The sequence below is a fragment of the Sphingobacterium sp. UME9 genome (assembly GCF_014170215.1).
Taxonomy (GTDB): Bacteria; Bacteroidota; Bacteroidia; order Sphingobacteriales; family Sphingobacteriaceae; genus Sphingobacterium; species Sphingobacterium paramultivorum.
In genome coordinates this window covers 253,732-277,847 of the sequence record NZ_LZZP01000005.1, presented here as the reverse complement: position 1 = coordinate 277,847, position 24,116 = coordinate 253,732, and the positions used below count along the sequence as shown (strand labels likewise).

The 24,116-nt window shown below is 40.5% G+C and carries 13 protein-coding genes; 11 read left to right on the top strand and 2 right to left on the bottom strand.

All coding sequences use genetic code 11. From position 1 onward, the window contains the following. Positions 1-8: 8 nt before the first annotated feature. Positions 9-1,922, bottom strand: a complete 1,914-nt coding sequence (locus tag A9970_RS09785) for a DUF294 nucleotidyltransferase-like domain-containing protein (RefSeq protein ID WP_153844256.1) — start codon at positions 1,920-1,922, stop codon at positions 9-11. Beyond that, positions 1,919-2,554: a 3'-5' exonuclease gene (locus tag A9970_RS09780; protein ID WP_159727346.1), complete on the bottom strand. Its 636-nt coding sequence runs from the start codon at positions 2,552-2,554 to the stop codon at positions 1,919-1,921. Before A9970_RS09780 ends, A9970_RS09785 begins: the two co-directional genes overlap by 4 nt. 177 nt (positions 2,555-2,731) lie before the next feature. On the opposite strand from A9970_RS09780, the gene rhaT reads away from it, so the two are divergent. The 11 genes from rhaT (at position 2,732) to A9970_RS09725 (ending at position 24,107) form a co-directional block, all read left to right on the top strand. Further along, positions 2,732-3,808, top strand: coding sequence for an L-rhamnose/proton symporter RhaT (gene rhaT / locus A9970_RS09775; protein WP_182982164.1), 1,077 nt, complete (start codon positions 2,732-2,734; stop codon positions 3,806-3,808). 22 nt (positions 3,809-3,830) lie between these two features. Continuing rightward, positions 3,831-5,939: a bifunctional aldolase/short-chain dehydrogenase gene (locus tag A9970_RS09770; RefSeq protein ID WP_182982163.1), complete on the top strand. Its 2,109-nt coding sequence runs from the start codon at positions 3,831-3,833 to the stop codon at positions 5,937-5,939. 83 nt (positions 5,940-6,022) lie between these two features. Beyond that, positions 6,023-7,297: a TIM barrel protein gene (locus A9970_RS09765; protein WP_153844252.1), complete on the top strand. Its 1,275-nt coding sequence runs from the start codon at positions 6,023-6,025 to the stop codon at positions 7,295-7,297. Positions 7,298-7,310: 13 nt separating this feature from the next. Further along, positions 7,311-8,678 (top strand): FGGY-family carbohydrate kinase, encoded by a 1,368-nt coding sequence (locus A9970_RS09760; RefSeq protein WP_182982162.1) that lies wholly within the window; start codon positions 7,311-7,313, stop codon positions 8,676-8,678. Between the two features lie 431 nt (positions 8,679-9,109). Next, positions 9,110-10,420, top strand: coding sequence for a rhamnogalacturonan acetylesterase (locus tag A9970_RS09755; protein ID WP_182982161.1), 1,311 nt, complete (start codon positions 9,110-9,112; stop codon positions 10,418-10,420). A gap of 239 nt (positions 10,421-10,659) precedes the next feature. Then, positions 10,660-12,873 carry a fasciclin domain-containing protein gene (locus A9970_RS09750; RefSeq protein ID WP_182982160.1) on the top strand — a complete coding sequence of 738 codons (2,214 nt, stop codon included), beginning with the start codon at positions 10,660-10,662 and terminating at the stop codon, positions 12,871-12,873. A gap of 13 nt (positions 12,874-12,886) precedes the next feature. Next, positions 12,887-16,147 (top strand): SusC/RagA family TonB-linked outer membrane protein, encoded by a 3,261-nt coding sequence (locus A9970_RS09745; protein WP_182982159.1) that lies wholly within the window; start codon positions 12,887-12,889, stop codon positions 16,145-16,147. 9 nt (positions 16,148-16,156) lie between these two features. Further along, positions 16,157-17,614 (top strand): RagB/SusD family nutrient uptake outer membrane protein, encoded by a 1,458-nt coding sequence (locus A9970_RS09740; RefSeq protein ID WP_182982158.1) that lies wholly within the window; start codon positions 16,157-16,159, stop codon positions 17,612-17,614. Positions 17,615-17,620: 6 nt separating this feature from the next. Then, on the top strand, positions 17,621-19,426 hold the full coding sequence (locus A9970_RS09735) for a fasciclin domain-containing protein (RefSeq protein ID WP_182982157.1): 1,806 nt from the start codon (positions 17,621-17,623) through the stop codon (positions 19,424-19,426). Positions 19,427-19,440: 14 nt separating this feature from the next. Further along, a complete protein-coding gene (locus tag A9970_RS09730) occupies positions 19,441-20,907 on the top strand; it encodes a fasciclin domain-containing protein (RefSeq protein WP_182982156.1) in 1,467 nt (488 codons plus the stop codon). Positions 20,908-20,921: 14 nt separating this feature from the next. Further along, a complete protein-coding gene (locus A9970_RS09725; protein WP_182982155.1) occupies positions 20,922-24,107 on the top strand; it encodes a SusC/RagA family TonB-linked outer membrane protein in 3,186 nt (1,061 codons plus the stop codon). Positions 24,108-24,116: the final 9 nt, after the last annotated feature.

The window sequence follows — 24,116 nt, the reverse complement described above, 5'->3', positions numbered from 1 at the left end:
AGGGCTTATTATCCAAAGAGGTTACTGGTAAATTTTACTTTAATTCCGAGCTGAAAGTTATTGATCGTTTTAAATATTTCCTTAATGGTTGCCTTTTCAATATTTGTCAAGCTGTCCATCGGTACATAGTTGTTTGGACTTAGTTTGGCTATCCGAATCTGATTCGCTTGATTTTTCAGGCGAATCGACATCAGATAATAGTAAGATTGATGCAACTCTTCATACTGTTCCTGCGTGAAAATTTTCAAATCGAGCAGCTGTTTGAGTCTCCCACCGGTATTTTCCTCATAAATTCGGTTTTTGAGGGCATAGACGCGAACCAAATCAACAATAGGTGTCATAGCTTTTTTGATGTTGAAGACTTCAGACGATCCGATGGTTTGCGTTTTGATCGCCTTAAAAAATGTCAGAGGAGGTTCATACTGTAGTGCATTTTTTGCGATAAATGTAAAAAAGCGCTCATTAGGTTTTTGTAATTCGACATTTAGAAACTCTTTAAGTTGATCTATAATCTCTTGGTCGCCATACAATCGTCGGCAGTCAAAGAATGTGGAGAACTTAATTGCATTTTCGGGGATGCTTTCCTCGATCCATTTTTTGTAGTTGTTTTTCCAATGTGAAAGCGAATGTGTCCATTCAGGATTGCTGGCCATATATCCTCCAGTGCAATAGCTGAAACCTATTGTATTTAAGTGATCAGATACACGACTTGCAAAGTTCAAGAAGTAGTCTCGGACGAGCTCTCGCTGTTCATTGGCTTTATCTTCATAAATAATCGCATTGTCTTGATCCGTCATCAGGGTTTGCTCTTTTCGGCCTTCACTTCCGGTCACCATGAAGACAAATTTTGCCGGCGGTTCGCCCATCTCTTCGATTACTTTTTCGATTACTTTCAGTGCAATACTGTCCGCTACAGTTGTAATCACCTGATTGGCAATTTCGGCATTTACTCCTCTGCCGAGCAGTTGATGGATAATTTCTGGGACGTTGTTCCACTTTTCACGTAATTCGTCCAAAGTTTCTGCTAGTTTGACCGATTGAATAAATACAAGCGGAGATTGTCCTTGCTCACTCAATAACCTATTTCGACTTAAGAACCCAACGTAGTTTCCTTCTTTTTCAACGAGCAGGTACCTTGATTTCGTTCGGAACATTTTTAGTACAGCCTCATAGAGGTAAGCTTGATCGGATATACTCACAATTGGGTTGTCCATCACTTCGATGATCGCGCGGTCGACAGCGATTTGTTGAGCAACGACATTATCCCGTAAGGTCATATCGGTGGCATAACCGATAATATCATTTTCGTCTTTGATAAAGACACAACTTACCTTTTGTCTGGCCATTGTCTTTGCAACTTCAAAAATGGGCGTATCACCAGCGCAGGCAACGATATCTTTATAGGTGATATGTTCTATCTTTCGCGAATACAATTGATCTGCTGCAAAGTAGCTTTCCTCAAAAGAGGCAGGGGATTTGACAAAGTGTGAAAACTCCTCGTCTAACATCCTTTTTCCAAATGAATTGGTGAAGAAATGGAAGAACTCTTCGTTTGCATTACATAGCTCAATAAAATTTTTCCGCGGTAATCGATAGATAATCGTCCCCTTTTTTGCGATGACAGATTTTAACGCTTTTGTTCGATTCAATAACACCGAAATTCCGCCAAAACAATAAGGTTGACGGTGGATCTCTACTAATCTTTTATTGTCTAAGTCATCCAGAAAAAACGTTTCATATTCCCCTTCTAGGATTAAGTCAACCCCTTCCATGTCTGTGATGTTTTGTCGATAGACAAGTGTGTCTTTGGAGAAACGATGTTCGTAGAATATATCTATAATACTGAGCTGTAGGGTTTCTGGTAATACTTGGAAAGGTTGGGTTGATTTCAGTAGGGAAAGGATACTTTCGGGATTTTTCATGGGGACTGTATTTGGAAGATTTTATCGAATTCTATTTGCTGGTCTCGAATGTCTTGATGGGACAGTTCGTTTCGTTGAATCATTTCGAAATAGCATTTCGCGGTAATCTCGGCATCTTTCTCTGCATTGTGCATATTTTCAGGGATTTCGGAGAAAAGAGATTCGTGTAATAAAGAAAGCGGAAGATGGACCATATTGGGATTTCTTACGTACCTTTTGCTATGCAATAATGTACAAAAGTAGTTTGTCCCATCGAAAGGGAAAGGTAAATTGGATCGATAGAATTCTGCCGCCAGCACCTGTAGGTCAAAGGAAAGAAAATGCCCAACAATCTGTGGCTTATATTTTTTGATGTCATGACTTAGCTTGCGTAGTACCTCTTTTTTCTTTTCGCCATGCTTCATTAAAAAAGGCGGGGTCAATCCATGTATCTGTTCCGAGGCTGGACTGATTGGAATCAGGGGCTCATAGATATATTTGTTCGTACGCTTCACCTCATTTTGTTCCTCATCAAAAATGATCCAAGCCAATTGCAGTACATGCGGCCAATTATCGTTGTCTGTGTATTTTTTGCCCCATTTTTTCGGTAAGCCAGATGTTTCTGTATCTAAGAATAATAAATATTTTTTCAATGAATTATCGATAATAACTAATTAAAAGTAATCAAAATTTACTGTAAGCTGTAGATGCCGCTTAAATAAATTATCTTGTATAGAGCAACTGTCTTGGTTATGTGGCATAACAGTGCATAACAGTTCCTCCCATCAAATCATTTAATTTAGTTTTTGTAATACCTAAAAAGATACACAATGAATGCTGTTTTCGGAGTTATATTTCATTTTATAGGCGGTTTCGCGTCTGGAAGTTTTTATGTGCCGTATAAGAAAGTGAAAGGCTGGTCTTGGGAATCTATGTGGATTTTGGGTGGCCTTTTTTCATGGATTATTGTACCACCTATAGCCGCTATTTTGACAATTCCCAATTTTTTGGAGATTATCAGAGATACGAATAACTCGATCTTAGGGTACACTTTTTTATTTGGATTACTTTGGGGAATAGGTGGACTTACTTATGGACTCGGCGTGCGTTATCTGGGAGTATCCCTTGGGAGCAGTATCATTTTAGGGCTTAGCATGGTTTTTGGATCCTTGATGCCGAGTATTTATTATTTTTTCAATAGGACAGAGGGGAAGCATGGGATAGATTATTTTTTTACAACACATTCAGGTATCTGTATCCTCATTGGGCTCTTAGTCTGCGTGCTAGGTGTATTTCTATGTGGTAAGGCGGGTGTTTCCAAGGAAAAACATTTATCTGCATTATCAGCTGAGAGCAAATCAGATTACAATTTTGGGCTAGGCATCGTCGTGGCTATTATTTCCGGAATATTAAGTGCCTGTTTCAATTTTGGAATTGAGGCTGGAAAACCGATGGCCGATGTGGCGAACAACTTATGGAAGGCTACTAATCCAAATCAAGGAGAATTTCTCTATCAAAATAACGTCACCTATATTGTAATCCTTTGGGGTGGCTTTGTGACGAACTTTCTTTGGTGCCTTTACTTATTGTTTAAGAATAGAACTTTTGGGGATTATACAAAGTCCGATGTGCCAAAAGGCAAAAATTTCCTTTTATGTGCGATAGCGGGAACGACTTGGTATCTGCAGTTTTTCTTTTATGGTATGGGCGAAAGCCGTTTAGGAAATGGAGCCAGCTCCTGGATCTTGCATATGGCATTTATCATTCTCATTTCAAATGCTTGGGGTGTTGCACTCAAGGAATGGAAAGGTGTGGATCGTGCGACTTATCGTTCTATAATCGGAGGAATTGTAACCATTATCATCTCTATTTGCATTGTAGGGTTTGCAAAGACATTAGAAAATTAATATTTAAATAAATATAGAAGAAGTGAAAACGTACAAACATGTCAATTACTTATGGGACGATGAGAAAGCTCAGGCACTAAGCGGTGATGAAGTAGCTTTACTGTTATATCGTTCGAATATTTTAGGTGCAGATTTAAGGATCACAAATTATGGCGGGGGAAATACCTCGTGCAAAGTTTCTGAAAAAGATCCTTTGACAGGTGAAGAAGTGGAGGTGATGTGGATCAAAGGCTCAGGAGGTGATATCGGAACTTTGAAAAAATCCGGTTTGGCGGCTTTGTATCTCCAACGTCTACGTAATTTGGAAAATGTCTATCGTGGATTAGATCACGAAGATGAAATGGTTGAATTGTTTAACCACTGTATCTATGATCTAGCATCTAAAGCTCCATCTATTGATACACCATTGCATGGATTCCTGCCATTCAAACATATCGACCACTTACATCCCGATGCGGCAATTGCCATTGCCGCGGCCAAAGATGGAAAGACAATCACGCAAGAGCTTTTTAATGGGACCATCGGCTGGGTAGACTGGCAACGACCGGGATTTGATTTAGGCCTGCAGTTAAGAGCTTGTTTGGAGCAGAATCCAGGAATCCGAGGTATTATGTTAGGCTCTCATGGTTTGTTTACCTGGGGCGATACAGCATACGAATGTTATGTTAATTCGTTGGATGTCATTGAAGCTTGTGCGGAATATCTTGAGCAAAACTATGGTAAAAAAGCACCCGTCTTTGGTGGACAGAAAGTGACTAGCTTGGGCAAGGAAGAAAGAACTGCACAAGCAGCCAAACTTGCGCCTGTTTTAAGAGGTTTTTGTTCCAGTGAGCGCCATATGATCGGACATTTTACAGATGATGATCGTGTATTGGAATTTATCAATTCCAATGATTTAGGTCGTTTGGCTCCGCTAGGTACCAGTTGTCCGGACCACTTCTTAAGGACTAAAATCCAACCATTGGTATTGGATTTGGATAAATCCGAAGATTTAGACAACGTTGAGGAGCTCAAAGCGAAATTGACGCCATTATTCGAAGATTACCGTGAAATGTATGCGCAATATTATGAAAACTGCAAACATGAAAACAGTCCAGCTGTACGTGATAAAAACCCGGTAATTGTTCTGTACCCAGGTGTAGGTATGTTCGCATTTGCGAAAGACAAACAAACGGCACGTGTGGCAGCAGAATTCTATACCAATGCGATCAACGTCATGAAAGGAGCAGAAGCAGTAAGTGAATACACCGCTTTACCCCGTCAGGAAGCATTCGATATTGAGTATTGGTTATTGGAAGAAGCTAAGCTTCAACGTATGCCAAAACCAAAGGCTTTGTCAGGAAAAATTGCTTTGGTCACTGGAAGCGGTGGCGGTATCGGGAAAGCAATCGCTAAAAAGATGGCTCAAGAAGGCGCCGTAATCATCTTAAATGATATCAATACCGAGCGCCTGGAATCAAGTAAAGACGAATTTATTACCGATTTTGGGAAAGATTCCGTTATTACGACGATTTTGGATGTAACGAACGCAGAATCAATTAAAGAAGCGTTGAAAGAAGCTGCTTTAGCTTTTGGAGGTATTGATATTATCGTTAATAATGCTGGACTGTCAATTTCCAAAACAATCGAAGATCATACAGAGAAAGATTGGGATTTGTTGTACAACGTATTAGTAAAAGGGCAATTTCTAGTTACGCAAGGAGCTACTTCTGTATTAAAAGCACAGGAAATCGGGGGAGATATCATTAATATTGTCAGTAAAAATGCTTTGGTTAGTGGTCCGAACAATACTGGCTATGGGAGTGCAAAAGGAGCTCAGCTACACTTAAGTCGTTTGTGTGCCGCAGAATTAGGGCCAGCGGGAGTACGTGTCAATGTTGTCAATCCCGATGCGGTTATTTCAGATAGCAATATCTGGGCTGGTGGCTGGGCAGAAGGCCGTGCTAAAGCCTATGGTATCACAGTTGCCGAATTGCCAGCCTATTATGCAAAACGGACCTTGTTGAATCAGGTCATTCTTCCTGAAGATATTGCGAACGCCTGTTTCGCTTTTGTGGGAGGACTGTTGAGCAAATCTACGGGAAATGTTTTAAACGTTGACGGAGGTGTTGCAATGGCGTTTGTACGCTAATTTTTATATCTTAGGTGTCGCGCTCAGAAAGGGAAAAATGTGCGCGACACCTTTCGAATTTTTACACGATAACCAGTAATATTATGATTCTTGATACACAAATTATAGATCAGCACAATAACCAATTAAAGGAAAAACATAAAAGAGCATTTGACTATGTGTCGGCGGATATTTCAACTACAGATGAAATTTTGGAAAAGCTCCAAAAATTTCAAATTGCCATCCCAAGCTGGGCATTAGGGACAGGTGGTACCCGATTTGGACGGTTTTCCGGAGCAGGTGAACCTGGAACTTTGGAACAAAAGTTAGCGGATGTAGGCTTATTACACGCGCTCAACAAATCAAGCGGAGCTATTTCCTTGCATATACCTTGGGATATTCCTTCAGATGCAGAAAAAATCAAATCATTGGCATCTAAACTCGGTATTGCATTTGATGCAGTGAATTCCAATACATTCCAAGACCAGGCTGGACAAGAACATAGCTATAAATTTGGTTCGCTTCACCATGTAAATCCTAAAGTTCGTGAACAAGCCATAGCCCACAATATTGAGGTCATCAATTATGGCAAAGCGTTGGGCTCTAAATCCCTTACAGTTTGGTTAGCTGATGGTTCATCTTTTCCAGGACAGTTGAATTTTAGAGAGGCATTTCAAAATACATTGTCTAGCTTAAGTGAAATTTATAAGCACCTACCAGACGACTGGAAATTGTTTGTTGAATACAAGGCTTTTGAACCTTATTTCTACTCAACAACAATCGGAGACTGGGGGCAGTCTTTACTATTGGCCAATAAATTAGGCCCTAAAGCATATACACTTGTTGATTTGGGACACCATTTGCCAAATGCCAACATTGAACAAATTGTTTCGTTGTTACTTATGGAGGGTAAACTTGGTGGATTCCATTTTAACGATAGTAAATATGCGGATGACGATCTTACAGCGGGTAGTATAAAACCTTATCAGTTATTCTTGATATTCAACGAACTGGTTGATGGTATGGATTTGAATGGGATAGATCATGCAACAGGGCTGGGCTGGATGATCGATGCTTCTCATAATCTGAAAGATCCGTTAGTCGATCTTTTACAGTCAGTAGAAGCAATTAAGATCGCGTATGCTCAAGCATTGCTGGTCGATCGTAAAGCACTGAAACAGGCACAGCAAACTAACGATATTGTGAAGGCCCAGGAAATATTACAGGATGCTTTCCGTACAGATGTCAGACCGCTTGTGGCGGAAGCTCGGTTGAGAAGTGGTGCTGCTTTAAATCCGGTTCAATTGTTCAATGAGGAAAATTTACGCAACAAACTTATCGAAGAACGTGGAATAAATTCTGTAGCTACAGGTTTGTAATTAAGGAAAAAGAATGAAGGGGAAACCAATACCAGTAGTTGCCATATTTGATGTTGGTAAGACTAACAAGAAATTATTTCTCTTTAATGAGCAGTATCAGATTGTTTTTGAGAGGTCTGCTCGTTTTTTAGAAACTACCGATGAGGATGGGGATAGCTGTGAAAATCTAGAAAGTTTACGTTTGTCCGTTTTCGATTCCTTGCATGAAGTGTTTCGGAAAGGTGAGTTTGAAATCAAGGCGATAAATTTTACTTCGTATGGAGCGAGTTTTGTCTACATTGATAAAGATGGACGGCCTTTAACACCATTATATAATTATTTGAAAGAATACCCAAAGAAACTGTTGGAATCGTTTTATGCACAATATGGCGGAAAAGATAAATTCTCATTAGAAACTTCCTCTCCGAGTTTGGGAAGTCTCAATTCTGGACTACAGATCTATCGTTTGTTTAAACTAAAACCGGCATTATTTAAGGACGTCAAATGGGCATTACATCTTCCACAATATTTGAGTTATCTAATTTCAGGACAACCCTATGCCGATATGACAAGTATAGGTTGTCATACAGCACTGTGGGATTTTGAGAAAAATAATTATCATCAGTGGGTCTTTGATACAGGTATTCTACAAAAAATGGCACCCATTGTACAAGGTGATCGATTGTTTCGGGCGACTTTTCCTGGGAGTGGTTATTTAGTAGGTAGCGGCTTGCACGATAGTTCTTCGGCATTGATTCCCTATCTGTTGAATTTTCATGAACCTTTTGTTTTAATTTCGACAGGAACTTGGTGCATTTCCTTCAATCCATTTAATAACGAACCGTTGACAAAAGAAGAACTGAGCAAAGATTGCTTGCAGTATATGACCTATACAGGCAAACCTGTAAAAGCATCCCGGCTTTTTGCCGGTTATGAACATGAGGAGCAAGTGAAACGTATTGCGAATTTTTTCCAGGTTTCGACTGGTAAGTTTAAGCAGATCGGCCTGCAGTGGGATATTATTGAAAAATATCAGGCACTGGATATTTCCGATGAGCTATCAGCTTTCGCATCGATTGATTTGAGTCATTTTTCTAGCTATTTTGAAGCATACCATGTTTTTATGATGCATTTGGTGAAAGCACAGATAAAATCGACGGAACTGATTTTACGGCCTAATGGTGCTCAACGTATATTCGTGGACGGCGGATTTAGTCGTAATTTGATCTATATGACGCTGTTGGCCCAAGCTTTTCCAAATAGTGAAGTTTTTGGTGCATCAATGGCCCAGGCGACAGCTCTTGGAGCAGCTCTGGTTATTCATGATCATTGGAATACGCAGGCTATACCAAATGATATCATTGAGTTACGCTACTTTAGAACCAAACAGCAACTACATTGATTATAAAATTGGAGTTAAGGTAAAAATTTAGTTTTTTTATTAGTTATCGTGAGAGGTCAGGCAATTCGTTGTCTGGCCTATTTTTTTGAAAGTGTCTGATGTTATTGGTTAGAAAGAACCTTCTGTTCGCTTTCATTGCTGTTGGTATCTGTGGAGTCATTTTCTAATATATTGGTAGGAGTGTATTTATATGGTTACGACCTGTGTTAAAAAATAAAAAGTTTCCAAACGGGCGTGAGGAAACCTTTTATTTATTAAAAACCTAAAATTATGAATAATGATACCAATTATTATATGATGATTAAAGGTGCGGAAAATTGAGCGATTAGCTGTCCTGAACTGTTGGCGAAAGGGAGGCACAGGTAAGCGCAGGGTGGTCTGATCAATTGGAAAAATTATATTTGAGCCTCCTAAATTAATAAAACTTACAGATGAAGAGACTAATCTTAACGATCACATTTTTTATACAGATCTGTTGCCATGTTTTATTTGCCGAACAGATTGTCAGGGAATTTCGCTTTGGTGGTACTAAGAAAAACCAGACTGTAATTTCTTTAAGGGAAGCACAAGCCTATAAGGATAAGCAAGGGTATGGTTTTGAATTTTCAACAGAACAAGATGTCAGGATTGATTCAAAGAATAAAAGCCTTTTCAGCGAAAAGCCATTTTATTTTTCGGTAAGGGTTCCTGAAGGCAATTATAAAATTACGATTACCTATCAGGGTTTGAACGATAAGCCTTACCGCAGTACTGTACGGTCTGAATCCCGGAGGCTGCAGATCGAAAACCAAGAGGTATTACGTAATAGATCTTTCGATAGGACCTTTATTGTACATATCAAAGATCCAAAGATTGCTTCTGGCGAAACTGTAGCATTGAAGAAGCCAAGGGAGCCGCAAAAACTCGACTGGGATAATAAGTTGACTTTGGAGTTCCAGCAAACAAATTGTATTTCGACCATTCGAATCGAGTCAGTAAGCAATGTCCCGACTGTATTTTTAGCGGGGAACTCGACGGTAGTTAATCAAGAGGATGAGCCCTGGGCGTCTTGGGGACAAATGATTCCTCGATTTTTCGATGCAGGTGTGGCCATTGCTAATCATGCGGAATCTGGACTAGCACTAAGTTCGTTTTTGTCCTCAAAAAGATTGGAAAAAATTCTCTCTGTCGCGAAGCCCGGAGATTATTTATTTATTGAATTTGGGCACAATGATCAAAAGGAAAAAGGAGAAAATGCAGGTGCTTATAAGGGATATAGTGATCGTTTACGTTATTTTGTACGTGAATTTCGTGCAAAAGGTGGCCTGCCAGTTATCTTAACCTCCACAGCACGGCGAGCATTTGATGAACAAGGAAAACTGTTGCAGACATTAGGTGATTTTCCCGATGCGGCTCGGAAGGTCGCAGCAGAACTTCAGGTGCCTTTAATAGATCTTAATCAGAAAACGAGTTTGTTTTACGAGGCATTAGGAGTTGAGCAGTCTAAACGAGCATTTGTTCACTACCCCGCGCATACTTTTCCAAATCAAAAAAATGATCTTGCCGATAATACCCATTTCAATCCCTATGGTGCCTATGAGATCGCTAAAATGGTGCTCACAGGAATTAAAGAAAACAACTTGAAGATAGCAGACCATATCGTCGATTTTCAGGGCTTTGATCCGCAGCAACCAGATGATTTTAAAACTTGGTATTGGCCACCAAGTTTGATCAATAGTGTTATCAAACCAGATGGCAATTAATTTGTATTGATATAACGTTAAGGTCGGGCAGTATTTGTCCGACCTTTTTTATGTTCTATTTGCTCATTTAGACAGGATAGTGCAGGTTGGTACAAATGTCTTTTAGACATATATTTGTTACACCAATTATGAACCGCAAAAGAACAAACTTTAGCTTCATAAAACGTATTATTTGAAGTATCTCAACGAGCACTTGCCGTATTTATTATTAATCAAATTATTGACCTAATACATTTACTATGTTATCATCCAAATTTAACCTATTTTGGATTGCACTATTGATTACGGTAGTGTCATGTAGGAAGGAAGCCTTTGACGCCTACTATGGTAGACCCGATTGGCTGGCAAGCCCAATTTACCAGCAGCTCGATTCAATGGGCGACTTTAAGAAGTACCTGAGCTGCATTGAATTGTCTGGCTATAAAAATACACTCGGGACTGCGGGTTCTTGGACGGTATTTGCACCCACTGATCAGGCCTTTGATCAATTTATGAAGGAAAATGGTATTAGTGATGTATCAAAGATCGATGCGAAACTGGCCGAGAAGATTGTGCGTTCTTCGATGATTTATGACGGTGAGCGACTTGAAAAGCTGAACGATTATTTTTCAGCAAAAGGTTGGCAGCAAGGTTTTGCTTTTCGACGTCGATCTGTATACTATGACTTTGTTGAAAAAGAGGATTTAGGGAATGGCAAGATTAGACGTTTTGTCTCAACAAATCGCGGCCCTAATGTAGCTTATGCAGCTACGGATAACAATAATAAACACATTAGCTATTTTTTTGATGCTTACATGAACCAGCGTGGTTTAGGTGCTATAGATTATCAGTCATTTTATCCTAACAGCAGCTATACGGGGTTGAACGTTGGATCAGCTGAAATTGATCCTGCAAGAAGCAATATCTCCGCGGAGAATGGCTATATCCATGTTGTGAATAAAGTTTTGATTGCGGAGAAGAGTATCGATCAATACCTCCGCGATAATATTAGTTACTCCACATTTAAATCAATTCTGGATTTTTTTGCCTCTTATACATATAATGCGGAGATAACACGGAAGAATGAGGTGCTTACTGGGGAAAAGGATTCTGTATTTGTTAAAGGATATGCAGGGATTGGTTTGGCGCTCAACAATGAAAATTATGCAAAGGAAGATCCCAACGATGCCCAAACCAATAATTTTTCGATCACGGTACCTACCAATGAGGCTGTAAGTAATTACGCTAAACGTGTATTGTTAAAGTATTACCCCCAAGGCACCACGTTAAAAGATCTTTTTTATACAAATCCTGCTGTCTTAACAGAATTTGTAAATTCTCATCTGTATAATACACAGGTGTGGCCATCCCAGTTCTCCCAAGCTCAAAACTTTGTCGGTGAGCTGCCTAAGGTGACAAAGGCCAATATCAAAGAGACAAAATTGTTGAGCAATGGTGCATTTTATGGTATAGACGCGTGTCAACAGGCCAATGTCTTCCACTCCGTCTATGGCAATGTTTTATTGGATCCTAAATATAGCTTCATGCGTCGCGCATTGGAACGCATGAGCATGAATTTGACCTTAAAGATTCCAACCATTCGTTATATGTTGATCCTCGTATCGGATCAGAAGTTATATGAAATGGGCTTTGACTATGATGCCTATAATACCTCAGACCCGATCCGTTTTAATGGCGGAAATGGCACCCCGGAAATGCGAGAGGTGCTGATGGCTCATATTATTCCATTAGGAAACGATCCCTTGCCTGATTTAACGGGAAAGGGAATATTGGAAAGCTATGCTGGTGAGTATGTAAAGTTTAACCAGATGAAAATGTCTTCTAGCGGAACTTTGGATGGCCCAACGGAAACACAGCAAATCCGCATTGATTCAATCAGTATTGGAAATAACCTTTCGGGGCCATTAAATGGCGTTGCGGTCTATCTTAACGGAGGATTGACTTCATCGAATACCAATATTGGATTTTTTCTTAAAAATATTGGAGCGGATCAGGCCTCCTCTCCATTCAATTCATTTTATAAATATCTTATTGCAAGCACACTTTATTCGGCTACAGATGGAGTTGTCAAAGGAATAGAACTCGGATTGAATTATACGCTGCTTATTCCTAACAATGACGCTATAGCCAATGCGGTTGCAAACAACGATTTGCCAGCATCATCCGCTCCAGCAGATCAAGCGTCTATAGATAAAATAACCCGGTTTATTCAATATCATATTGCGCGAAATTCATTTGCAATCGATGGAAAGAAGACGGGATTCTTTCAGTCGCTTTGTAAAAATGTAGACGGGGATGCCCAATCAATACAGGTTGCTGTCAACCTGGTTAATAAGTTGCAGGTGATGGATAATCTTAACCGAACCGTTGAAGCTGATGTCGTGCAGAGTAATCAACTTGGACAGCGCGTATTGATACATTCTCTCAAAGGATATTTAAAGCATGGCCTGTAATCTAACCGAAAACATGATGAAACAGATAAACTATTTGATTTTAATAGGGTGCATAGTATGGATGACTTTCTGGGGAGGAGGAGTTTACGCGCAAAATAATGCGGCTTTGCTCACCGGAAAGGTAACCGAAAAGGGAACAAAACAACCCATCGCCGGAGCAACAGTTGTCTTAAAAGATAATGATAACCGCACAATTGTCGGAACGACTACAGATGTTGAGGGTAACTATAGTCTTAGAGCTCGAATGCAAGGCTTGAAACTGGCGGTCTCCTACACGGGCTATAAATCTTCGGGTGCGATTGCTGTAGGGGATAGGAAAACGATCAATGTGCAGATTGAATCGACAAATAATGTGATTGATGAGGTTGTTATCTCAAAGTCAAAACCTGTCAATGACGGCACGGGTATGGGGATTTCGAAAGAACGCAATACAGCAGCGATCTCAACGATTAGCATGGATGAGCTGTCCGAAATGCAATCTGTGTCTGTTGATCAAGCGTTGCAGGGAAGGCTGCCAGGAGTTGATATCACTACGGTATCAGGCGATCCTGGGGCTGGAATGCAGATCCGGATTCGCGGTACATCTTCTTTAAATGGGGCAACAGACCCGCTTATTGTGGTTGATGGTATGCCTTATGACATTACCATTCCGGACGATTTCAACTTTGCAACTTCTGATGATAATGCATATGGGCAGCTTTTAAATATTGCACCATCTGATATTCAGGACATCTCGGTATTAAAAGATGCTGCTGCAACTGCTGTTTGGGGATCGCGTGGAGCAAATGGGGTATTGGTTATCACAACCAAACGCGGAACTGTTAGTGCTCCCACGTTGGGATACACTTTCAAAGGATCTATTTCAAAGCAACCTGAATCTATTCCACTATTGAATGGCGATCAGTACTCGACCTTGTTGTCAGAAGAATTCTATAATGCAGGGAAGGTCTTTTCAACGACAGACAATGCGCAGCAGTTCCAGTACGATCCGAATAACACCTATATATATCACAACTATAGTAACAATTCCAACTGGGTAGATGCCATTACACAGTTGGGGTATTTTCAAGATCATAATCTCCAGGTGCGTGGTGGCGGTGAAAAAGCACGCTATCTGGCCTCAATAGGTTATTTTAATCAAGAAGGAACGACCATTGGAACAGGTCTAAATCGTCTATCTGCTCGTATCAATCTAGATTATGTAGTTTCTGAGCGCATCGGCTTTCAGTCGGACGTTTCATATACACACGTCGACAATGATAATCTTTATCATGCTAATGTACGGGATATCGCTTATCGTAAGATGCCAAATCAGGCCATTTGGGAATATGATGAATATGGGAACCTAACAGGTAATCTATTTAATCCTTCTTCTTCGGCGCAAGGATTTTATCCAGGGACATATAATCCACTTTCTATGGTCCAAAATGCTATTGGTAAACAGTTGGGCGATATTTTGGGAACCCGTTTTAATGTGGATTATAGATTGATTCCTAATACCTTGCGATTTGTAAGTACACTAGCGCTAAATATTAGAAACAACAAAACCAAGCTCTTTTTACCCCAGTTGGCAACAGGCCGACCTTTTACGGAAAATACAGTGAATAGGGCTTCGGACTCAGATTTAGATGAGTTTTCACTGAGTACCAATACCAGGCTTTTGTTTACCCCTGCATTGGGTGAAAACCATCTGCTTACAGCCAATTTGTCTTTCCTGACTTCGGATTATCGCTATACGATTCAAGGACTGAGTTCGACAAATACGGCATCTTCCTATCTACAGGACCCAAGTGTACCGTCGCGGACCTTGACTGGATATGCACAATCGGTTACCACACAATCGCGCTCAATTGGAGCGTTAATCCAGGCAAATTATATGCTCAACAAAAAGTATGTTTTTGCCGCAAGTCTGCGTGGTGATGGCAACTCAAAATTTGGTCCTGATAATCGTTATGGATTATTTCCTGCTTTCTCTGCCGCTTGGCAGATCGGAAGGGAAAATTTCTTGAAAGATATTAACGCCATAAAAGATATTAAGCTAAGAGCAAGCTGGGGACGCAGTGGTAATGCTCCTCGACGTGATTATACTTATATCAATGTATATAGCACCAATGATTATGCTTATTTGGATGAAAACGGTGTCTATTCAAAAAATATAGAGTTGTCCGACTTAAAATGGGAAACGGTGACACAGCAGAATTTGGGTATGGATGTAGAAATGTTCGACTACCGTTTGATGTTTGGTGGAGAGATTTATAAAAATAGAACAACGGATTTGATGATGGACAATATTCAGATTCCGACCTATACTGGATATAGTGGACTGGCTATGAATGTTGGTACAATGGATAATGATGGCTGGGAAGCAAATTTTACCGTGGTGCCCATTCGTAATAAAAAATGGGATGTCAGTTTTACGTTCAATATTGCACACAATCAAAATGTGATCCGCGAGATATCACCGCTTTATCCGCGCGAAAATGCTAGATCATCATTAAAAAACAAAACATTTTTCACCTATTTCCAGGAGAATAATCCGTATGGATCTTTCTATGGATTTCGCTATTTGGGCGTTTACAAAGATCAGGAAGCTACCATAGCAAAAGATGCACAAGGAAATGCCATCGTGAGCCCAGACGGCGAGACGATTTATATGCGTTTTAATTATCCTACAGTCGATTATGTATTCCAGGCGGGCGATGCGATGTATGAAGATATCAACCACGACGGTGTGATTGATCAAAAGGATATTGTGTATTTGGGCAATAGTAATCCGAAGCTTACGGGTGGGTTTGGATTTAATGTGGGATATAATAAACGTTTGAAATTAAGCGCCTTCTTTAACTACAGACAAGGATCTCAAATTATTAATGGAACCAAAATGAATACGACTGATATGCTTGGGTATAACAATCAAAGCGCGGCCGTGTTGCGCAGATGGCGTAAGGATGGTGACATAACAGATATCCCGCGAGCATTGTTTGGAACTGGATATAATTCTTTGGGATCCAGCCGATATGTCGAGGATGCTTCATTTTTACGTTTGCGTACAGTCACCTTAAAGTATGACTTTGCGAAAGAGTTCTTGCAGCGATTTCACATCGAGGGGCTTGGCGCTTATTTGACCGTAGAAAACATATTTACGCTGACGAAGTATACCGGTCAAGACCCTGATGTTGCCGTAAAGTTAAAGGATGCATTTACTGTGTTAATGGATAATTCAATGACACCGCCATTAAAAACAGTTACACTAGGTATTACAGCACGTTTTTAAAACAAGGTTATGAAAAGAACAATTTTATGGAGTTTAGTTGCTGCGGGAAGCATTTTACTCAATTCTTGTAATAAATGGCTGGATTTACAGCCGCAGGATGGAATAACCCGTGCAGAATTTTGGAAAACAAAGGAGGATGTCCATGCGGCCTTAATCGGTATCTATTCTTCCCTTAATTCAGGACCTGTTGAACAGCAATTGTTCACTTGGGGCGAACTTAGGGCCGATCTAGTTGGGTTGACAAGTTATGCGACAGACGACAATCGCCTGGTAAAAAATTACAATATTTTAAGTACAAATGTAATTGCGGACTGGAGTGCTATTTATACCGCGATAAATAATTGTAATCTGCTGATTGATTATGCAGGTCAGGCAAAGCTGGCAGATCCTACTTTTACAGAGGCCGAATACAATACAGATTTGGGGGAAGCTTTAGCTGTCCGCAGCTTTTTGTACTTCTATTTAGTACGTACTTTTCGGGATATCCCTTTAAAATTAAAAGGCACCTCAAAAGACACCGATATTGTTTCTGTAGGGCAGTCCACTGGCGATGAAGTGCTCAAGCAAATCGAGAAAGATCTCTTGCAGGCTTTGGACTGGATACCCGAATACCATGTCAATACTTCGGGTTACAATGCGACAAACGCCGGTCGGGTGACAAGACCCGCGGTTCGAGCGATGTTGGCTGATGTATATCTATGGCTGGAACAATACGATAAAGTGGAAGAGCAGACCACAAAAATTTTAGAAACTGGACGATATAGTTTAATTGGCGCAGCACTGCCCGAAATTTTTGATGGTGGCACGATGGAAACGATTTGGGAGTTGAGCCATAAAAACTCCAGTGAAAATCCGATGTATAATATTGGCGTGACTGCACGTAGACCATTCACAGCCAATGTGGATATCTTGAATAATGAGATTTTTCCTTCCAATGAAGGGACAGATATAGATTTATTCGACAGTCGTGGAGAAGGAATCCTGTATGGTATGTCGGGAGATCTGAGAAAATTCGGTACGGAATCACCTGACTACTACAATTTTCAGCTCTACCGCTTCTCTGACGTCATATTGATGCGTGCTGAAGCTTTGGCAGAGCTCGGGCGAGGGACGGAAGCATTGGCACTTCTGGAGGATTTGCGAACCAAACGTAAAGCCATAAGAGCTACGGATCCGAATATTGAAGCGACAGATTTAGAAGGAATCATCCTATTCGTCTTCGCTGAGCGTGCACGTGAACTTACTTTTGAAGGTAAACGTTGGTTTGACCTTTTGCGCTTGGCAAAGAAAGATAATTATGCGAACATCAATGTGCTAGTAGATCTTGTAACGAAAGTTGTAGACGCTAATGTACGCCAATCCGCAATTAATAAAGTGCGCGATGTGGATAGCCATTATCTTCCCATTTTGGAAACTGAACTCTTCAAAGACAAACAGTTGAAGCAAAACCCATTTTACCTAAAATAGATCGTTATGAAAAGAAATTTTAGAAAACAATATTGGCTGATAGGGACATGGTTTGTCCTATCTGTTGCGCTTATATTTTCCTGTCAAAAAGAGAAATATCGAATTTCAACTTCAGATGAAGTGAATATTACAGGTTATTTGGAAGCACATGAAACTGATTATTCCTTATTGACCGAAATCTTATACCGCTCAAAAACGGCGGGCTATCTAGGTGCGTATGGTACCTACACATTGTTTGCTCCCAATAATGAAAGCATTAATGCCTGGATCAAAGATAATGGAAAAACAGGATTGAGTGATTTTACAGATGCGCAGCTATTGGATTTTGTCAAATACCACGTGGTTAGGGATACGGTAGGCAGCACACGTTTTACAGATGGGAAAATCAAAACAGCGAGTTTATTAGGTGAATATTTATACACAGATGTGCAAAATGGGATTTACCGAATTAATAAATCTGCAAAAATTATTAGATCCAATATTAGCTGTGGTAACGGCATTATTCACTCCATAAATAAAGTATTGGTTCCACCAGCACAGAGTCTTGCTGAATTGATAGGTAATAATCCTCGTTACTCCATTTTTGCCGAGGCTTTAAAAGAGACTGGGTTTTATGATACTTTATATTATCAACGCGGTGTAGCTGTGGCGGATGCCAAACGTTTTCAGACCGCTATTGTTGAGTCAGACTCCGTTTTGCAGCTACAGGGAATCAAAAGTTATGCGGATATGAAAGCAGTCTATTCACAGACTGGTGATGTAAAAAGCCATAAAGATAGTTTGTGGTTATATATGGCCTACCATTTAAGCAACGATATCAAATTCTTGGAAGACATCGTTGCCGCAAATACGATCTATACTTTGGCTCCAAAAGAGATTATTTCAACCAAATTATTAGGTGCGCAGATCTTATTGAATGATGACGTGTTTAATGGGGTTCATGAAGCGGGTGCTGAAATCAACAGATCACAAAGCGATGTATTGGCGTCCAATGGTGTGCTGCATGAAGCGAAACAGCCATTTAAGATTAAGGTCCGCCAGCAGGTGCCCGTGTATTTTGATATAGCGACCTCTCCCGAATTAGTCAATGCACTGGGAAGCGCCTATTTTAATAGTTCCAAGGCATTGGTGGCAAATGGTGCGACCATTGCCAATTCTTTTGCCTTTAATAGTTTGACGGTTTCGACCATTGGTACGAACGGATATTACTATTATAAAGCCTTAGAAACGAAGCGCCCTTATGCAAATGGAGACCTCTTAAGTCTGTCGCTTTGCGCGAACAATAGTGCGCGAGCAAAATGGATTGAATTTAAGACTCCATATCTCGTAAAAGGACGGTATAAAGTCTGGATCTGTTATGCCCAGCATGGCGATGCCCCAGAGATTCAGGCGACGTTTAATCCTGGAAAAGGGGATGAACAAATCCTGCCCAATACGATCATATTGAATCAAAGTCTGACCGCTTCGGGCGTTAGCGACCTCGCGAATGCAAATGCGGATAATCTGATGCTGGCACAGGGTTACAAACGTTACATGGCAACAGTAGGCGATTACAATGTAAATAATATTACCGGTGGACTCAAGGCAAAATCGGGTAGTGAAGCTCCATTGAATGTTGGCCGTTTGGCCGGTATTATCAATGTCGAGACGACTGATCGACATGTCATCCGTTTTGAAGCGATCAAAGATAAGAAGTGTGGTAGCAATACCGTCTATCTGGATATGATCCAATTTATCCCCGCAGATGATCTTGAACAGAACTACCCTAGATTTCATCAGATTTCAGGTGAACTTTTTTATAGACCAAAATAACAGGATACACAATTATGAAAGCTATAATTTATAAAATTTACCTAGTCGTATTGGGCATGTGTTTATTGTCTGCTTGTTCCAAAAATTGGGAGGATCATTTTGGAGGAGGTGATGCCGATGCTCAAAAAAACTTGTACACCATTATTTCCGAGCATGCTGAGTTTTCAACTTTTATGGACTTGCTCAATAAATCGGGCTATGGTGAATCGTTGAAAGCATCGAAAAATTATACCTTGATTGTACCAACTAATGACGCCATTGCTGCTGTACAGGATCAATATAATTTTTCCGATACTGCGGTGATCAAGAGTTTTGTAGGCTACCATATTATCAATTCGGTCTATAATGTGAATTCAGGAGCTGATACCGTAAAGGCATTAAACTTTCGCAATAAATATGTGGAGTTTACGCATGGCGCATTTGACGGTGTTGAACCTCTTCAGGGGAATCTGGTGGCGAGCAATGGACTGTACCATGTGGTAGGTCGTCCCCTAAAGCCTCTTCAGAATATATTTAATCTAGTACGCACCTTTTTTGCCGACACCAAGCAAATTGAGGCTGTGAATTCCTTTGATACAGTGTCCACAGAGGGTGATATTATATATTACAGGTATAGTCCGGTATGGTATACGGAGGTACGTCGCAATATGACGACCGAAAATAAGAAACACACCTATTTCGTAGTAGACGACGAAAATTTTGAGACCGAGTATGCTAAGTTAAGACCTTTCTATGCGACAGCCTATGAGGAAGGGAATACGCTCCGTCCCGACAGTACGACTACTTTTTTTGCCAAAAAGGCTTTGTTGCGCGATTTTATTGTAGAGGGGGAATTGGCAACTGATCAACTTACAAATAATCTGATTTCAATAGCGGGAACCAAATTTAGTCTTGACCCCGCAAATATTATCTCGCGGACAAAGGCCAGTAATGGGGTTGTTTATCGTGTGAAGCGACTAGAGTTTGCACTAGCGGATCAGATCAAGGAAATCAAAGTATTGGGAGCAAGACCCATCGGTTACAAGCAAACGGATAAGCGATCAAATACCTTTTTCAGGGAAAAGCGAGATAATGAAGGTAATTTATACAATGACATTGAAGTATATGATCATAAGGTTACTTCCTTTTATGTAAAGTATCGCGCTACAGGTATGAACGTCGCTAAATATAAAGTATACGGACGAGCAATTATGGGATTGGCTGGTGATCCGCAAACAGCCGCGTTTATCCAATATGTCTACTTTTTTGATCCGAAACTTATCTCTGTTAATGAGGCGGATTTATACAAACGTTCAGTCGTCAATAACTTGGGTGCAAACGATACGCGAATGACATTTGATGTACAGCCGCTCAATCACGGAGAAGTTTATTTAGGTGAGGTGACGCAAGACCAATATGGGAATCTGCCTTTGCTTGTTATGAGCAATGGTACTGGTCCTATTATTTTAGAATATCTCCGATTCGTCCCGATTATTCAATAACTAAGCAAAACGAAATGAGTTCGATCAACATAAATTATAAATTGGGTATTATCTTGTTTATTTCTACTTTGGGAGCGCACAGCAGTTGGGCGCAACAAGATACCGCCGCCCGCAATATACAACAACAAGGACAAGTTACTTCTGCTTATTCGGTTAAAGGTACTGTCTATGACAGCCAAACCAATAAACCCATCGCAGGTGCTCGTATAACTTACGGCAGTAACGTTGCAAAATTGACGGATAGTAAAGGAAATTTCCGCTTGGAGCTACCGGTTTCCAATGCAATTGTTGAAGTTTCTTTGGATGGATATATAGCCAAGCAGGTACCAGTACTGCTGGATAAATCAATGAAGGTGGTCCTTTACCCTGACGGGTATCGTTCTTTCTATAAAAAAACAGAGACAGTATTTGGTGATAATGGAGTTTTAAATAATACTGGCGCAGTCGATAAATTGGAACTCAATGCCTGGGAACAGAATTCTGAGACGGTGGTTAGCTATCCACAAGGCAAGCTAGCCGGAGTACAAGTAACCCGCCATTCAGGAACACCTTCTATTGGCGGAAATCTCAATATTCGCGGCTTGCAATCGCTGTATTCCAATAATCAGCCCTTATATATTGTAGACGGTATTGTATATAATGCGGAGCATTTGAGTCCTTCTATAACCACAGGACATCTCAATAATGCATTGCAGCACATTGATGTGCGCGACATTCAAGATGTTACGGTATTGAAAGACGCTGTATCCGCTAATATTTATGGGGCCAAATCTTCCAATGGAGTCGTGGTCATTAATACAAACCATTCAAAAGAGTTGGCTACACAGATCGATTTGCAGGCAACAACAGGATATAATTTCCGTCCGAAACGTATTCCCGTCATGAAGTCTTATGCCTACCGAAGTTATTTGAATGACTTGTTAGCAACGAGTACGTACAGTGGTGAGGAAATTGCGAATATGCCTTTCAATAATGATAATCCAAAATTCGAAGAATATGCGAAATATCATAATGAAACGGATTGGCAGAAAGATGTGCTTAATAATACGGTCGACCAGAATTATTTTCTTCGCGTTACAGGGGGAGATAATATAGCACGGTATGCCTTGTCGGTAGGTTATAACAATGAACAGGGTGTTTTGGATAACACGAAGCAAAATCGCTATACGGCACGTTTTAACGGCGACATGAACCTGACCAAAAAATTAACTGCTCAGACCAATATCTCCATGGGGTATGGACAGCAAAGCTTGAAGGATCAGGGCTTATCACCAAAGACCAACCCTTTGTTTCTTTCGCTGATTAAGTCTCCATTTTTAAACACGCATGATATTGCTCCAGACGGCAGCATTTCACCGAATTATGCTGAAGCTGATTATTTCGGCTATTCCAATCCGATGCAAATCACACAAAATGGGATTAATAATAAAAAGGCCTATCGGTTTTTAGGTTCTTTGGTGTTCAACTATGCATTCAATACAAATTTTAAGTTAAGTAACCTGTCTACAGTAACCTATGATAAAGCGCAAGAGGATTTCTTTATTCCTAAAAAAGGAGTCGCAAAGGACACGGTAAATAATATGGAAGTTTATAGTCGTCTCGGTACGCAGGTGGCACGTTATTATTCGATTTCAAATGATTTGCGTCTGCAATATAATCAGGATCTAGGAACTCAGGGCCGCTTGGAAGCTATTGGTGGAGTCCGGTACCACAAGCATGATTCGGAACAAGATTATGCACTAGGCTATAATTCGGCGACCGATCAGCTGGTCAGTATTGGTAACTCAACACCGGCATCTCGGGTTTATGGAGGGCATATCGGTAAATGGGCAAATATGACGGCCTATGCTATGGGTAATTTTAGCTGGAAGAATACTTATATCTTAAATGCATCCATATCGATGGATGGATCTTCCCGCTTTGGAGAAAAAGCAAAAGGAGGCTTAAAGCTTGCAGATAAGGTATATGCAGTATTCCCGGCAGTTGGAGCAGCATGGTTATTGTCCAATGAGGATTTTTTAAAAGGAAATAGTACGATCTCATTATGGAAACTTCGGGCGAGTTATGGAATTACAGGCAATGATGATATTGGAAATTATGATGCGCGGCAGAATTACATCTCCCAAAACTTCTTAGGTGTCCAGGGACTTGTGCGCGATGGTGTTGCCAATCCTTATCTAAAATGGGAGAAAGTAGAAAAAATAAACGTTGGGACGGATCTTTCGTTGTTGAATGAACGCATCAATTTAGGCGTTGATATCTACCAAAATAGGACAAGTGATATGCTGGCTTATAATTCGGGGAATACTGTTTCGGGAATTAGTTACTACCTCTATAATAATGGTTCAATGCGTACACGCGGTATTGACTTCTCCTTGTTTGGACGTATTCTGACCGGTCCGGTCAAATGGGATGCCTCACTGACACTAAGTCACTATAAAAGTACGATCACAGATCTCCCCGAAACATCCTATACACAATATGCCGGTGGAACTTTTGTGAGCGAGAAAGGTGGCGCACCCAATGCCTTTTATGGGTACCAGTTCAACGGTGTCTATCGTACCAGTGCCGAAGCTGCCGCTTCTGGACTAGCAATTTTAGATGCAACAGGTCATAAAATACCTTTCCAGGCAGGAGATGGGAAGTTTACAGACCGTAACGGCGACAAGATCATTGATGATCGTGATCGAATGATCATAGGTGATCCCAATCCAGATTTGGTGGGCGGATTGAATAACAGCCTGACCTATAAAAATTGGAAATTCGGTGCATTGGTGACATTCAGCGTAGGCAATGATATTTATAACTATACACGGGCACAACTAGAGTCGGGAAGTACATTTTATAACCAGACAGAACTATTGCAAAATAGATGGCGGGCGGAAGGCCAGGAAACTGATGTGCCTCGCGTTGCGCTCAACGATCCAATGGGAAATAGTCGATTTTCAAATCGATGGATAGAAGACGGTTCATATGTTCGGCTTCGTCAGCTTTCCGTTGAGTACGGTATTCCAGTAAATAAACGTATCATCAAATATATCCGTCTATATGGTACTGCCAATAACGTGTTGACTTTTAGTAAGTATTTAGGTTATGATCCTGAATTTGCACAGTCTGCTGATGTTTTTCATCAGGGGGTTGATGTGACGTTGGAACCCATTGTTCGCTCTGTGCAGCTGGGATTGAGGATCGGTTTATAAAAATTTAAT

What these genes read in the sequence shown, in the direction of transcription:
- A9970_RS09785 (WP_153844256.1), bottom strand. Translation starts at nt 1,922, where the DNA reads ATGAAAAATCCCGAAAGTATCCTTTCCCTACTGAAATCAACCCAACCT.
- rhaT (WP_182982164.1), top strand. Translation starts at nt 2,732, where the DNA reads ATGAATGCTGTTTTCGGAGTTATATTTCATTTTATAGGCGGTTTCGCG.
- A9970_RS09765 (WP_153844252.1), top strand. Translation starts at nt 6,023, where the DNA reads ATGATTCTTGATACACAAATTATAGATCAGCACAATAACCAATTAAAG.
- A9970_RS09760 (WP_182982162.1), top strand. Translation starts at nt 7,311, where the DNA reads ATGAAGGGGAAACCAATACCAGTAGTTGCCATATTTGATGTTGGTAAG.
- A9970_RS09755 (WP_182982161.1), top strand. Translation starts at nt 9,110, where the DNA reads ATGAAGAGACTAATCTTAACGATCACATTTTTTATACAGATCTGTTGC.
- A9970_RS09750 (WP_182982160.1), top strand. Translation starts at nt 10,660, where the DNA reads ATGTTATCATCCAAATTTAACCTATTTTGGATTGCACTATTGATTACG.
- A9970_RS09745 (WP_182982159.1), top strand. Translation starts at nt 12,887, where the DNA reads ATGATGAAACAGATAAACTATTTGATTTTAATAGGGTGCATAGTATGG.
- A9970_RS09740 (WP_182982158.1), top strand. Translation starts at nt 16,157, where the DNA reads ATGAAAAGAACAATTTTATGGAGTTTAGTTGCTGCGGGAAGCATTTTA.
- A9970_RS09735 (WP_182982157.1), top strand. Translation starts at nt 17,621, where the DNA reads ATGAAAAGAAATTTTAGAAAACAATATTGGCTGATAGGGACATGGTTT.
- A9970_RS09730 (WP_182982156.1), top strand. Translation starts at nt 19,441, where the DNA reads ATGAAAGCTATAATTTATAAAATTTACCTAGTCGTATTGGGCATGTGT.
- A9970_RS09725 (WP_182982155.1), top strand. Translation starts at nt 20,922, where the DNA reads ATGAGTTCGATCAACATAAATTATAAATTGGGTATTATCTTGTTTATT.